Below are 13378 nucleotides of genomic sequence, written 5' to 3' on the forward strand. Positions count from 1 at the left end.
GACCGGATTCGCCGCCGGGCCGTCACGCACCCGGACGACGGCCACGGGACGTCACGGCTTGGGTTCGGCGACCGCGGGCGGCACCACGCCCAGGACCGGGTGCAGGTCGTCCGCGTACCGGCCGACCCGGACGTACACCCCCGGCTTGCCCCTGCGCGCACAGCCCTCGCCCCACGAGGTGACGCCGACGAGCTTGCCCCCGGCGACGACCGGCCCGCCCGAGTCGCCCTGGCAGGTGTCGACCTTGCCCTCGGGGTAGCCGGCGCAGAACATGTCCGCCCGCACGAACTGCGGGTACGCCTCGGAGCAGGTGGTGTCGGGCAGCACCGGGACCGTGGCCTGCATCAGGTAGCGGGAGGTCCGGCCGTTCTCGCTGGTGCGGCCCCAGCCGAACGCCTGCAGCTGCGTGCCGGGCTGGTAGAGGTCCCGGTCGGCCGCCTCCGCGATGGGCAGCGGGGTGTACGGCAGCGCCTCCTTCAGGGTCAGCACCGCGAGGTCCTCGCCCTGGTCTGCGGCCACGTACCTGCTGTGGACCCAGACCTTGGCCGGGACGGCGACCACGCCCTCGGTGCTCCTCTTGTCCTCCCGGCCGGCGACGACGCGCAGCGAGGACGCGGAGCGGCCGATGGCGCAGTGGGCCGCGGTCAGCACCTTCGTCGGGGCGACGAGCGTGCCGCCGCAGAACTGGTAGCCGTTCGGGTCGGTCAGGTAGACCACCCACGGGGTGGTCACGATGTCGGCCCGCTCGCCGCCGACGATCCGTTCGTCGGCGGCGGTGGCGGTACCCGGTGTGCAGATCGCTGTGCAGATCAGAGCCAGTAGCGCAACGGCGAGTCGCTTCATGACTCCAGATGGTAGCTACTCCGCTGCTCCATTTGGAGCAAACTTGCTCCACATCTTTCCCGCCGCGCCCACGACGGTCTCGCCGATGTCGTTGATGGTCTTGATCAGCGGGTCGGCGGAGTTGCTCATCGAGTCGCGGTAGGAGCGCGCCGCGCCCAAGATGTCGTCGGTGAGGTTGTCGGTCGGGCGGTCGTCCTCGCGGCGCGGGTAGGTGCCGGTGAGGATCTCGCGGTACTCCTCGCTCGCGGCCCAGCGCTGCAGCTCGGCGGCCCTGACCACGGCCAGCGGGTGCGAGCGGCGCTCGTTGTCCAGCAGCTTCAGGATGCTGTCGCGGATGTCCTCGCCCTCGTACTCCTTGGCCTGTTCGAGGAACGCGGCGATGTCGACCTGGCCGCCGATGTCGCCGGCGAACGCGAGGTGCACGCGCAGCGCGGCCTGGGGGTCCTGGCACGCGAGCAGACCGGCCCGGTCGCAGGACAGCTCGGTCTTGCGCTGCCACTCGTAGAGCGCGGCGATGACCGCGCGCATGGCGAACGCGCCCGCCGGCATCCAGCCCAGCGCGTACTGCAGGTTGAGCAGGCGCTCCAGGATGGTGTTGTAGAGCCCGTGGCCCGACATCGCGTGGCCGGTCTCGTGGCCGATGGCGAACCGCAGCTCCTCGCGGTCGAACCGCTCGACGAGCCCGGAGTTCAGCACGATGAACGGTTTGTCGATGCCGCGGGTGTACGCGTTGACCTCCGGCGAGTGCCGGACGTAGAGCTCGGGTGCCTCCTCGAGGTCGAACGCCGCCGCGACCTCGTTGCGCAGCCGGTGCAGGTCCGGGTACTGCTTGGGACCCACGCGCACCGAGGACGCGACCTGGACCAGGCGTTCGCCCCGCTCGGAGAACGCCGCCGCGACCGCCTTGATGATCGGTCCCACGGCTGGCACGGCGCGGAGCACGGCGAGCGCGCCCCGGTCGGCCGGGTGTTCGTAGGCGCGCGGGCTGATCCCCGGGAAGCGCACGCGCGATGACTGCTCGATATCCCCCGTCACGCCGTCCAGGTTAGACACGATCCGGACGCGGGTGCGCGGATTCGACGGTTCGGGGAGGCAAACTGGCGCCGTGAGCGACGAAGACACCACGGTTCTGCCGTTGCGCGGCGGGGCCTCCGCGACCCTGGTCCGCAGGCGTGCCGCCCAGGCCGGGCGCGGCGCGATCCTCTACGTGCACGGGTTCGCCGACTACTTCTTCCAGGAGCACGTCGCCGCGCACTTCACCGCGCAGGGCTACGACTTCTACGCGGTGGACCTGCGCGGCTACGGGCGTTCGTTGCGCGAGGGCGAGGTGCCGAACTACACGGCCGACATGGCGGTGTACTACGAGGAGATCGACGCGGCGATCGCGGTGGTGCGCGAGGAGCACTCGCGGGTGGTGCTGATGGGGCACTCGACGGGTGGGCTCACGACGTCGTTGTGGGCGCACGAGCGCCGTGACAGCGACCTGATCGACGCGCTGGTGCTGAACAGCCCGTGGCTGGACGTGGTCGAGCCGCCACCGCTGCGGCGGGTGGTGCGGCTGCTCGGCAAGGTCGCGCCGTCGTTGCAGATCCGCCGCGGGCTGGGTGACGCCTACGGCGCGTCGATCCACTCCTCCCGCAACGGCGAGTGGGACTTCGACGTGCGGTGGAAGCCGCTGGCCGGGTTCCCGGTGCGGGCCGGGTGGATCCGGGCGGTCCTGCTGGCGCAGGAGAAGGTGCACGCCGGGCTCGACGTGCGCGTGCCGGTGCTCGTGCTGCACTCCGACCGCAGCGTGCTGAACGCTCGCGAGTGGACGGAGGAGGTCTCGAAGGCCGACGCGGTGCTCGACGTCGAGGGCATGCGCAGGTGGGGCCCGAAGATCGGCAGCCGGGTGCGGGTCGTCGAGGTCAAGGCCGGATTGCACGACCTGTTCCTGTCACCGGAACCGGTGCGCGCGGCGGCGCTGGCGGAGGTCGACGCGTTCCTCGAAACGGCTTGACCTCGACAGAGGTGGAGGTTCGAGACTGGGCGTCATGAACATCGACTTCAACGCCTGGTACGCGCTCGAGAGCGCGATGCAGGACGAGGAGCACCGCCGAGTCAGCCGGGCGACGTTGAAGCGCGTCGCCCGGTTCGCCGGCCCCCAGCGGCGCGCGGTGCTCGCCCTGCTCGCCACCAGCGCGGTGGCCGCGGTGCTCGCGGTGGCGAGCCCGGTGCTGGCCGGCCGGGTGGTCGACACCATCATCGGCGGCCGCGACCTGGACCTGGTGCTGTGGCTGGCACTCGCGATCGCGGGCGTGGCCGTGCTGGAGGCCGGTTTCTCGCTGGCCGAGCGCTGGCAGTCGGCCCGCGTCGGCGAGGACCTGATCCTGCGGCTGCGGCAGTCCGTCTTCGACCACGTGCAACGGATGCCGATCGCGTTCTTCACCCGCACCCGCACCGGCGCGCTGGTGTCGCGCCTGAACAACGACGTGATCGCGGCGCAGCGGGCGTTCTCCGAGACGATCTCCGGTGTCGTCACCAACCTCATCGCCCTGGTGCTGACCCTGGTCGTGATGCTGACGCTCTCGTGGCAGGTCACCGTCCTCGCGATGCTGCTGCTGCCGGTGTTCCTCATCCCCGCGCGGCGGATGGGCCGGCGCCTGGCGTCGATGCACCGCGAGGCGGCGAACCTCGACTCCGCGATGACGACCCAGATGACCGAGCGCTTCTCCGCGCCGGGCGCCACCCTGATCAAGCTGTTCGGCCGGCCCGCCCTGGAGAGCGCGGAGTTCGGCGCGCGTGCCCGTCGTGTGCGTGACATCGGCGTGCGCACCGCCATCGCCCAGTGGCTGTTCCTCGTGGCGTTGACGCTGGTGTCGTCGTTGGCGCTCGCGCTCGTCTACGGCCTGGGCGGCTACTTCGCGTTCGCGGGCCAGATGGCCCCCGGCACGATCGTGACGCTGGCACTGCTGCTGACCCGCCTGTACGCCCCGTTGACCGCCTTGGCCGGCGCACGCGTCGACGTCATGACGGCGCTGGTGTCGTTCGAGCGCGTCTTCGAGGTGCTGGACCTGCCGCCGTTGATCGAGGAGAGGCCCGGCGCGGTCGCGGTGCCGGACGGCCCGGTCTCGGTGGAGTTCGCGGACGTCCGCTTCGCCTACCCGGCCGCGGACAAGGTGTCGCTGGCCTCGCTCGAAGAGGTCGCCTCCCTCGACACCCGCGGCGGCGAGGAGATCCTCGGCGGCGTGTCCTTCACCGCCGAACCCGGCTCGCTGATCGCACTGGTCGGCGCCTCCGGTGCCGGCAAGTCGACGATCGCCGCCCTGCTGCCCCGCCTGTACGACACCGACTCCGGCGCCGTCCGACTGTCCGGTGTGGACGTCCGCGCCCTGTCGTTCGACTCCCTGCGCGACACCGTCGGCATGGTCACCCAGGACGGCCACCTGTTCCACGAGTCGATCGGCGCCAACCTCCGCCTCGCCGCCCCGGCCGCCACCGACGAGGACCTGTGGGACGCCCTGCGCCGCGCCCGCCTCGCCGACCTGGTCGCCTCGCTGCCCGACCAGCTCGACACGGTGGTCGGCGAACGCGGCTACCGCCTGTCCGGCGGCGAACGCCAACGCCTCACCATCGCCCGCCTGCTGCTGGCCAAGCCCCGCGTCGTGATCCTGGACGAGGCCACCGCCCACCTCGACTCCCGCTCCGAGGCCGCCGTGCAGGAGGCCCTCGTCGAAGCCCTGGCCGGCCGCACCTCGCTGGTGATCGCCCACCGCCTGTCCACCATCCGCGCGGCAGACCAGATCCTCGTCGTGGACCGCGGCCAGATCGTCGAACGCGGCACGCACGAGTCACTGCTGGCCCTGGAAGGCCACTACGCCAAGCTGTACCGCACCCAGTTCAGCGAAGAGCCGATCGGAGCCCCGTGACCATTCCCTCGCCGGACAACCTCTACCCGTTGCCTGACTTCCCCCGCACGGTGCTCCTCAAGCCGTTGGTCAAGAACCCGCAGATCGAGGTCGGCGAGTACACCTACTACGACGACCCGTTGCACGCCAAAGAGTTCGAGCACCGCAACGTGCTCTACAACTTCGGCCCCGAGAAGCTGGTCATCGGCCGCTACTGCGCACTGGCCGAAGGGGTGCGGTTCATCATGTCCGGCGGCAACCACAACATGGCCGGGGTGTCGACGTTCCCGTTCACCATCTTCGGCGGGGCGTGGGGCGAGAAGACGCTGGACCTCGCGCTGGGGGCGCCGTCGCGCGGGGACACGGTGGTGGGGAACGACGTGTGGATCGGGTATTCGGCGGTGATCATGCCCGGGGTGCGGATCGGGAACGGGGCGATCGTTGCGGCCGGAGCGGTGGTGGTTTCGGATGTGCCTGCTTATGCGGTGGTGGGTGGGAATCCGGCGAAGGTGGTGAAGATGAGGTACGGGGTGGAGGAGGTTGAGGTTTTGGAGCGGGTTGCTTGGTGGGAATGGCCGGTGGAGAAGGTTACGGAGCATGTGCGGGTGATCATGGCGGGGACGCCTGGGGAATTGGCGGCTTTGGTGGAGGGGTGAGGGGGCTTGGGGTCGTTTGCCTGGTGCCTTGGGGTGGGTGGCTGGGTTGGGTCCGGTGGGCTGTTGCCTTGGCACCGGGGTTGGGTTGCGTCCGTTGTCTGTCGCCTTGGCACCGTGGCTGGGCAGGCAACTCGTCGATCACCTTGGCAGCGTGGTTGGTCAGGCAGGGACGACGTTTGGGGTTCATCGCCGCTTCGCGACGATCGCGATTGGGGCTTGACTTCGAGCCTCTAACGGGGCGATGAGTCGGCCTTCACAAGCCGGGCATAAAGGAGCCCGGCCGATCCCTACCAGGATATCGCCCCGCCCTCAAAGTCAAGCCCCAATCGCAAGACCACGGGCTAGTCACCGCTACCAATCGAGGGAAGGTAGAAACGCCTCGCTTCGCTCGACGGGTGTGGAAAGCCTGAGGTGAGGGAGATTCGTCTCGCTTCGCTCGATATCGCGGCACCTGCCGGGGATTGGTCCGATGCGGCTCGCCTCACGCGGTGGGCTCGCCGCGCGAAGCGGCTCCCCTGCAGATGCAGCTTGCTCGCCCGATGCGGCGCGCTGGCCAATGCGGCTCCCCCGGTAATGCAGCTCGCCCGCCCGATGCGGCGCGCTGGCCAATGCGGCTCCCCCGGTAATGCAGCCGCCCGATGCGGCGCGCTGGCCAATGCGGCTCCCCCGGTAATGCAGCTCGCCCGCCCGATGCAGCGCGCTGGCCAATGCGGGTCGCCTCACCCGATGCGGCTCGCCCCCGCTCGATGCGCACAGCCCCGCCCGCCGCTCCGCCGAAAACTGTCGGACCCCGCGAGTACGTTGGGTCGCGGGGGAGCCAATTCCACGGGGGACCCCTGCGCGAGCCTGCCGGTGAAGCGGAGACGGGTGCGCGAACCGGCGCAGCCACACCACCTCCATCACGACCCAGGCGATCCAAGCGGCTGGAACGCCCCGAGCGACCGGGACCAGCAAGCCACCACGACCGGAACCAGCACTCCCTCAGCCACGCGAGCTATCGCCCCGGCCCATCCCCGCGCGCGCCCACCGGCCGAGCAAACGGGCAGGGCTCGGTTCGGTGGCGGATGAGTGAACTTCCGTGACGCACAGTGCCGCCGAGGCGACCATGGGCACATGGAGTACGACCGCTACTGCGACCTGACGATGCGTGGGGGCACGACCAGCGGTGTCGTGTACCCGTTGGCGGTCGCGTCGTTGGCGCGCCACTACCGGTTCCGGCAGGTCGGGGGTGCGTCTGCGGGGGCCATTGCCGCGGCGTTCGCGGCTGCGGCGGAGCGGGGGCGCGACGGAGGTGGGTTCGAGAAGCTCGCCGGGTTGATCGACTGGTTCACAGGTGGGAGCGGGGCGGACCGGTGGCGGTTGGCGCAGCTGTTCCAGCCGAACGAGAAGACGCGGGCGTTGTACCGGATTGTCGTTGCGACCATGCAGAAGCGGGAGACGACCGGGCGCAGTGCGGTGTCGTGCCTGTTCTTCGCGTTGCTCGGGGCGGTCGGGTGGCGGGCCAAGGCGGTGCTCGGGCTGATGGCGTTGCTGTGGCTCGGTGGGCCGGTGTTGTGGTCCGCGGGGCTGGCGCCTGCGGAGTACCTGCCGTGGGTGGCGGCGGTGGTCGTCGTGCTGGCGGTGGCCTGTCTGCCGTTGGTGTTGTGGCCGTTGCGGAGCACTTTGCCCTGGCAGGGTTGGGTGTTCGTCGCGGTGCCGTTGGTGCTGGGGTTGGTGTTCTCACGGCATTACGCGACTGCGGCGGTTGTGTTGTCGGTGTGGCTGGTGCTGACGTTGGCGATGGTCAGTGCGTTGATCGCCACGTACGCGTATGCCATGCAGCGGTACATGAAGAACAACGCGCGCGGCATCCACTTCGGACTTGTGCCGGGAACGGGTGACTTCACGCCGTCGTGGCTCGATCGGCTGGCGGGGGTGCCCAGGTCGACCGGGGTGCCGCCGCTCACGGACTGGCTGGCGGATCGGCTGGACGACATCGCGGGGACCGATCACGCGCTGACGTTCGGGGATCTGGGTGATGTCAACCTCGTGCTGATGACCACCGATCTGTCCGAGGGACGGCCTTACCGGTTGCCGTCGGCGGTGGGGTGGCAGTACTGCGAGGAGTGCCTCGGTTACGTGGTTCCGCGGCGGGTCGTCGAGCAGATGAACGGTGCGCCGGCTGAGGGCAGGTGTCCGTTGCACGAGCACATGCCGCTCAGGGAGCTTCCGTCGCGGGAACGGCTTCCGGTCGTGCTCGCGGTGCGGATGAGCCTGTCGTTCCCCGGGCTGATCGCCGCGGTGCCGTTGTGCCGGGGCGGGAAGGTGCACTGGTTCTCCGACGGCGGGATCACCAGCAACTTCCCGATCCACTTCTTCGACGCGCTGCTCCCCCGCTGGCCCACGTTCGGGCTGAGCCTGCAGTCGTACCCGAACGGCGACAGGGCCGAGGTGTGGCTGCCCGAGCAGGACGCGTCGGCCGCGGGGGCGCCGTACTCGCAGCTCACGTCGATGCCGCGGTTCCTGATGTCCATCCTGGACACCTTCCTCGGCTGGCGGGACACGATGCAGTCGGCGATGCCGGGTTACCGGGGGCGCATCGCGCACGTCCGGCAGGCCGAGGACGAGGGTGGCACGAACCTGTTCATGCCACCCGACACCATCAGGAGGCTCGCGCAGCGCGGGCAGAAGGCCGGTGATCTGCTGCGGGAGCGGTTCACGCAGCAGCAGAACACCGACCGCTACCGCTGGATCCGGCTGCGCATGGCGTTGCGCGAGTACCAGGAGCTGGGGGTGCAGGCCGAGGAACGCGAGGAGCTCTACGCCGGGCTGCTCGACCGGTTCGAGATCCCCGAGGCGCTGCACGAGTGGTTCCGCACGCCGCCGGTGGACGGGGACCCGTACCGGGAGGACATCATGGTCGCGCTGGACCACGTCGGCCGGCTCGCCGGGGACGGGCCGTTCGACGGGGTGCCGCCGGTGGATCCGGATTTGCGGCTGACACCACCGGAGTGAACGCGCTAACCTCGGGCACATGACGCGCCGATTTAGCCACCCCCGACCTGCGGCGGTGGCGCGCGCCTGAACACCTTCCCGTCGGTCGGGGGACCTCGAACCACACCCCACGACCCGAACGGGAAACCCCATGTACCGCACCGATGAACTCGTGCGCGCCCTGAACGTCCGCGATCTCACCGATCCCGCGCAGGGCCCGCACGCGATGCAGCTGCTGATCGCCGACCTCAAGGCCGCACTGCCGGACACAGAAGAAGTGCGCCACCATCCGCTCGTACCGGTGGAACACAACTACGAGCACCTCGGTTATCCGGCAGACGCCGTCACCAGGGATGCCCGCTACACCAGGTACGTCAGCGAGACGTGCATGTTGCGCAGCCACACCACGGCGATGATCCCGTCGGCGCTCAAACACGCACAACCCGACGTCACGCTCCTGTGCCCCGGCTTGGTCTATCGCCGTGACACGGTCGATCGGTTGCACACGGGCACACCGCACCAGCTCGAAGTCTGGCGCATCACGCGGGATGCGGAGCGGCTCGAAGACCTGATCCACACGGTCGTGAGCACGGTTCTGCCGGGTAAGCGTTACCGCACAACGGAAGCGCAGCACCCGTACACCACGGACGGGCGGCAGGTCGACGTGTGGCACGACGGTCAGTGGGTGGAGATCGGCGAGTGCGGGTACGCGGCGCGGCACGTCCTCAAGGACCACCCGCACGGCCTGGCCATGGGGCTGGGCCTGGACCGGCTGGTGATGCTGCGCAAGGGCGTCCCGGACATCCGCCTGCTGCGCACCGAGGACCCGCGCATCGCGAGCCAGCTGCAGGACCTGACGCCGTACCGCCCGATCTCCCGGCACCCGGCCGCGACCAGGGACATCTCCATCGTGGCCGACGAGAACGCCGACGCCGAGACGCTGGGCGACCGGATCCGCGCGCTGGACCCGCGGGACCTGGTCGAGGAGATCGCGATCCTCAGCGAGACGCCCGCGCACGAGCTGCCCGAGCACGTGCGGGAACGGCTCGGCGCGGGACCGGGGCAGAAGAACGTGCTCATCCGCGTGACGATGAGGGCGCCGGAACGCACCCTCACCGACCGCGAGACGAACGAGCTGAGGGACCGGCTGCTTCAGGGCTTGCGGGCGACGGCGCCGTAGATGCTGATGCGGTCCTCGTAGGAGTCCGGGCGCCACTCGTTGACGGGGACGACGCCCGGCTCCAGCACCTCCATGCCGTCGAAGAAGCGGACGACGTCGGCGTGCGTGCGGACGCTGATGGCGTTGTCGGTGTTCCGGTAGACGGCCATGACCTGGGCCGCTTCGGTCTTCTCCTGCGGCGTGAGGCCGTCGTGTGTGGCGTGCGTGATCGCCAGGTAGGAGCCGGAGGGGAACGCCGCCATGTACTCGGCGGCGGCGCCGTACGGGTCGTCCGAGTCGGGGACGAAGTGCAGGGCCGCGATGATCAGCACGGCGACCGGGCGGTCGAAGTCGAGGACGTCGCGGGCACTCCTGAGCACCTTGGCGGGCATGCGCAGGTCGGCCTGCAGTGCCGTCGCGTTGGGGTTGTCGGCGAGCAGGGCGTTGGCGTGGGCGACGGCGACCGGCTCGAAGTCGACGTAGACCACGCGCGCGGACGGGTTGTCCTGCTGGGCGATCTCGTGCACGTTGCCGACGGTCGGGATGCCGGAGCCCAGGTCGATGAACTGGTCGACGCCCAGCGCGACCAGGTGGCGCACGACCCTGCGCAGGAACGAACGGTTGGCCCCCGCGCTCTGGGCGATGCCCGGGAAGATCTGCTCCACCTGCTTGGCTGCGGCGCGGTCGGCTTCGAAGTTGTGCGAGCCGCCCAGGTAGTAGTCGTACATCCGCGCCACGCTCGGACGGGTGACGTCGACGGTGGAGGGCACCCACTTCAGCTCTTCCATCACCCGCGCATCCTCGCTCCCCGCCACACGGGTGTCCACCGCCACGCGTGCGAACGGCGGTCGTGTCGCCCGCTCGCTCACAGCGAACGGGCCGGGGGAACACCACCGGGCTGAGGTTGGTTGAGCGGTACAGACTCAACTTTGGAGGGTGATGTTGATGGGCGAGACGTTGGCCCTGCCGGTGCTGCCGCTGGACGACGTTGTGGTGCTGCCCGGCATGGTGGTGCCGATCCGCATCTCCGGTGCGGACGCGAGCGCGGAGGCCCGTGCGGCCGTCGACGCGGCCACGACCGCAGCGAATCATCAAGTGCTGCTCGTCCCACGTCTGGACGGCAAGTACGCCGCGGTCGGCACACTGGCCGAGATCGAGCAGGTCGGGCGCCTGCCGGGCGGTGAGCGCGCGGCCGTCGTGCGCGGCACCAAGCGCGTCCGGATCGGCACCGGGACCACGGGAGCGGGCGCCGCGCTGTGGGTGAACGCGACCGTCGCCGACGAGTCCCCGATCACCGACCGGACCCGTGAGCTCGCGAAGCAGTACCGCGCGCTCGTGACGAACATCCTGCAGACGCGCGGTGCGTGGCAGATGGTCGACTCGGTGCAGCAGATCAGCGACCCGTCGGCGCTGGCCGACCTCGCCGGCTACGCGTCCTACCTGGACGACAAGCAGAAGATCTGGCTGCTGGAGACCGCCGACGTCACGGCGCGGCTGGAGAAGCTGGTCGAGTGGGGCCAGGCGCACCTGACCGAGCTGGACGTCAACGAGACGATCGCCAAGGACGTCAAGGAAGGCGTCGAGAAGCAGCAGCGGGAGTTCCTGCTGCGCCAGCAGATGGCCGCTATCCGCAAGGAGCTGGCCGAGCTCGACGGCAAGCCCGCGTCCGAGGAGGCCGACTACCGGGCCCGCGTCGAGGCCGCGAACCTGCCGGAGAACGTCGAGAAGGCCGCGCTCGCCGAGGTCGAGAAGATGGAGCGCACCTCCGAGCAGTCGCCCGAGGTGGGCTGGATCCGCACGTGGCTCGACACGGTGCTGGAAGTGCCGTGGAACGAGCGGACCGAGGAGTCGTACGACATCAAGGCGGCGCGTGAGGTGCTCGACGCCGACCACGCGGGCCTGGACGACGTGAAGCAGCGCATCACCGAGTACCTGGCCGTGCGCAAGCGCCGGGCCGACCGCGGCCTGGGTGTCGTCGGTGGCCGTCGCTCCGGTGCGGTGCTGGCGCTCGTCGGTCCGCCCGGTGTCGGCAAGACGTCGCTGGGCGAGTCCGTGGCACGGGCGATGGGCCGCAAGTTCGTGCGGGTCGCGCTGGGCGGCGTGCGCGACGAGGCCGAGATCCGCGGGCACCGCCGCACGTACGTCGGCGCGTTGCCGGGCCGGATCGTCCGCGCGATCAGCGAGGCCGGTTCGATGAACCCGGTCGTGCTGCTCGACGAGATCGACAAGGTCGGCTCCGACTACCGCGGCGACCCCACGGCGGCGTTGCTGGAGGTGCTGGACCCGGCGCAGAACCACACGTTCCGCGACCACTACCTGGAGGTCGAGCTCGACCTGTCGGACGTGGTGTTCCTCGCGACCGCGAACGTGCTGGAGTCGATCCCGGCGCCGCTGCTCGACCGCATGGAGCTCGTGCAGCTCGACGGCTACACCGAGGACGAGAAGGTCACGATCGCCCGCGACCACCTGCTGCCGCGCCAGCTCGACCGGGCCGGTCTGACGGCGGAGGACGTCACCGTCGACGAGGCCGCGCTGCACCAGCTGGCGAGCGAGTACACGCGGGAAGCCGGTGTGCGGCAACTGGAACGGGCCCTCGCGCGGATCCTGCGCAAGGTGACCGCGAAGGTGGCCCTGGGTGACTCGGAGCTGCCCGTCGAGGTCGGCCAGCCGTCGCTGAAGTCGTACCTGGGCAGCCCGAAGAACACGCCCGAGTCGGCGGAACGGACGTCGGTGCCCGGCGTGGCAACGGGTCTGGCCGTCACGGGGGTCGGTGGCGACGTGCTGTTCATCGAGGCCTCGCTGGCCCCGAAGGACACCGGCGCGGCCGGCGTCACACTGACCGGCCAGCTGGGCGACGTGATGAAGGAGTCGGCGCAGATCGCGTTGTCCTACCTGCGTTCGCACGACGACAGGGCCGCGGCGCTGGCCGACCGGGGTGTGCACATCCACGTCCCGGCGGGTGCGGTGCCGAAGGACGGGCCGTCCGCGGGCGTCACGATGACGACGGCGCTGGCGTCGCTGCTGTCGGGCCGCCCGGTGCGGTCGGACGTGGCGATGACCGGTGAGATCTCGCTGACCGGCCGGGTGCTGCCGATCGGTGGCGTGAAGCAGAAGCTGCTGGCCGCTCACCGGGCGGGCATCACGACCGTGCTGCTGCCCAAGCGCAACGAGCCGGACCTGGAGGACGTGCCGGAGTCGGTGCGCGAGCAGCTGACCGTGCACTTCGTCTCGGAGGTGTCCGAGGTGCTCCAGCACGCGCTGTCGCCGGAGGTCGTGGCCACCACCGTCGCGGCGTAGCGGCTTCCGATGGACCCCTCGTGGGGGCAGCAGCGGCGACTGTTGCCCCCACGAGGCTTTTCACTGACCGATGTCGATGACGAGCCGGTCCGGGCTCGTCAGCGTGAACACCCGGTGCCACGACGCGGTGTTGCCGTATCCGACGGCAACCCCCAGCGTGGCTTCGAAATCGCACGTGAGAGCGACTCCGCGGACGTTCGCGAGGCCGGGCGTCGGGAAGTTGCGCGACCCGGTGTAGGTCGGGTTCCCGGCGTCGTCGTGGGCGGCGGCGCCGACCAGGACGACCTCGAGGACCTCGTTGCCCGGCACCGGGACGGGCATCCCGGACGCGCAACCGGAGACCTCGGTGACCTCCCGGACGCGGTGTTCGGCCGGCAGGCCGGACAGGTCCAGCACCACCCGGTCGAACCCGGCGTTGCGGCCGGTTCTGATGTTCGACAGCGTGGGCGTGCTCTGTGCTGACGCGACCGGGACGACCGTCAGGACCGCGAGCACCGCCAGCACGACGGCGGCAAGGCGCTTGTTCATCGTTGGCCCCCTTTCCAGGGCGACTCAGATGCCTA

At 70.2% G+C, this 13378-nt stretch carries 10 protein-coding genes; 6 read left to right on the forward strand and 4 right to left on the reverse strand.

The features are described from left to right. Positions 1-51 precede the first annotated feature (51 nt). Together ADL03_RS17415 and ADL03_RS17420 are read right to left on the reverse strand one after the other, a co-directional pair. The gene (locus ADL03_RS17415) at positions 52-843 is read right to left on the reverse strand and encodes a trypsin-like serine protease (protein ID WP_053734511.1); all 792 of its coding nucleotides are present in this window, start codon (positions 841-843) and stop codon (positions 52-54) included. Between the two features lie 15 nt (positions 844-858). Continuing rightward, the gene (locus ADL03_RS17420) at positions 859-1878 is read right to left on the reverse strand and encodes a M48 family metallopeptidase (protein ID WP_053734512.1); all 1020 of its coding nucleotides are present in this window, start codon (positions 1876-1878) and stop codon (positions 859-861) included. 70 nt (positions 1879-1948) lie between these two features. On the opposite strand from ADL03_RS17420, the gene ADL03_RS17425 reads away from it, so the two are divergent. The 5 genes from ADL03_RS17425 (at position 1949) to ADL03_RS17445 (ending at position 9539) form a co-directional block, all read left to right on the forward strand. Beyond that, entirely contained in the window at positions 1949-2842 is an 894-nt protein-coding gene (locus ADL03_RS17425; RefSeq protein ID WP_197288403.1) for an alpha/beta hydrolase, read from the forward strand. Positions 2843-2876: 34 nt separating this feature from the next. Further along, entirely contained in the window at positions 2877-4751 is a 1875-nt protein-coding gene (locus ADL03_RS17430) for an ABC transporter ATP-binding protein (RefSeq protein WP_053734513.1), read from the forward strand. Further along, positions 4748-5386, forward strand: a complete 639-nt coding sequence (locus ADL03_RS49645; RefSeq protein ID WP_053734514.1) for a CatB-related O-acetyltransferase — start codon at positions 4748-4750, stop codon at positions 5384-5386. The genes ADL03_RS17430 and ADL03_RS49645 overlap by 4 nt, the downstream gene beginning before the upstream one ends. 1113 nt (positions 5387-6499) lie before the next feature. Then, positions 6500-8380 carry a patatin-like phospholipase family protein gene (locus ADL03_RS17440; protein WP_053734515.1) on the forward strand — a complete coding sequence of 627 codons (1881 nt, stop codon included), beginning with the start codon at positions 6500-6502 and terminating at the stop codon, positions 8378-8380. 130 nt (positions 8381-8510) lie between these two features. After that, positions 8511-9539 carry a hypothetical protein gene (locus tag ADL03_RS17445; RefSeq protein WP_053734516.1) on the forward strand — a complete coding sequence of 343 codons (1029 nt, stop codon included), beginning with the start codon at positions 8511-8513 and terminating at the stop codon, positions 9537-9539. Here ADL03_RS17445 and ADL03_RS17450 read toward each other — a convergent pair. Further along, positions 9512-10306 carry an SAM-dependent methyltransferase gene (locus ADL03_RS17450; RefSeq protein WP_053734517.1) on the reverse strand — a complete coding sequence of 265 codons (795 nt, stop codon included), beginning with the start codon at positions 10304-10306 and terminating at the stop codon, positions 9512-9514. The genes ADL03_RS17445 and ADL03_RS17450 overlap by 28 nt on opposite strands. A 157-nt stretch (positions 10307-10463) precedes the next feature. Between ADL03_RS17450 and lon the strand changes: the two genes are divergently transcribed. Then, entirely contained in the window at positions 10464-12815 is a 2352-nt protein-coding gene (lon, locus tag ADL03_RS17455; protein ID WP_053734574.1) for an endopeptidase La, read from the forward strand. A 60-nt stretch (positions 12816-12875) separates the two neighbouring features. Here the strand turns inward: lon and ADL03_RS17460 are convergent, their stop codons facing one another. Continuing rightward, complete coding sequence (locus ADL03_RS17460; protein ID WP_053734518.1) at positions 12876-13343, reverse strand: hypothetical protein; 468 nt, start codon at positions 13341-13343, stop codon at positions 12876-12878. Between the last annotated feature and the right edge of the window lie 35 nt (positions 13344-13378).

The organism is Nocardia sp. NRRL S-836, assembly GCF_001279525.1.
GTDB lineage: Bacteria > Actinomycetota > Actinomycetes > Mycobacteriales > Pseudonocardiaceae > Lentzea.

Bases quoted from the DNA above. Each gene is read 5' to 3' on its own strand.
- ADL03_RS17460 (WP_053734518.1), bottom strand. From the start codon at position 13,343: ATGAACAAGCGCCTTGCCGCCGTCGTGCTGGCGGTGCTCGCGGTCCTG.
- lon (WP_053734574.1), top strand. From the start codon at position 10,464: ATGGGCGAGACGTTGGCCCTGCCGGTGCTGCCGCTGGACGACGTTGTG.
- ADL03_RS17440 (WP_053734515.1), top strand. From the start codon at position 6,500: ATGGAGTACGACCGCTACTGCGACCTGACGATGCGTGGGGGCACGACC.
- ADL03_RS17430 (WP_053734513.1), top strand. From the start codon at position 2,877: ATGAACATCGACTTCAACGCCTGGTACGCGCTCGAGAGCGCGATGCAG.
- ADL03_RS17450 (WP_053734517.1), bottom strand. From the start codon at position 10,306: ATGGAAGAGCTGAAGTGGGTGCCCTCCACCGTCGACGTCACCCGTCCG.
- ADL03_RS17445 (WP_053734516.1), top strand. From the start codon at position 8,511: ATGTACCGCACCGATGAACTCGTGCGCGCCCTGAACGTCCGCGATCTC.
- ADL03_RS17415 (WP_053734511.1), bottom strand. From the start codon at position 843: ATGAAGCGACTCGCCGTTGCGCTACTGGCTCTGATCTGCACAGCGATC.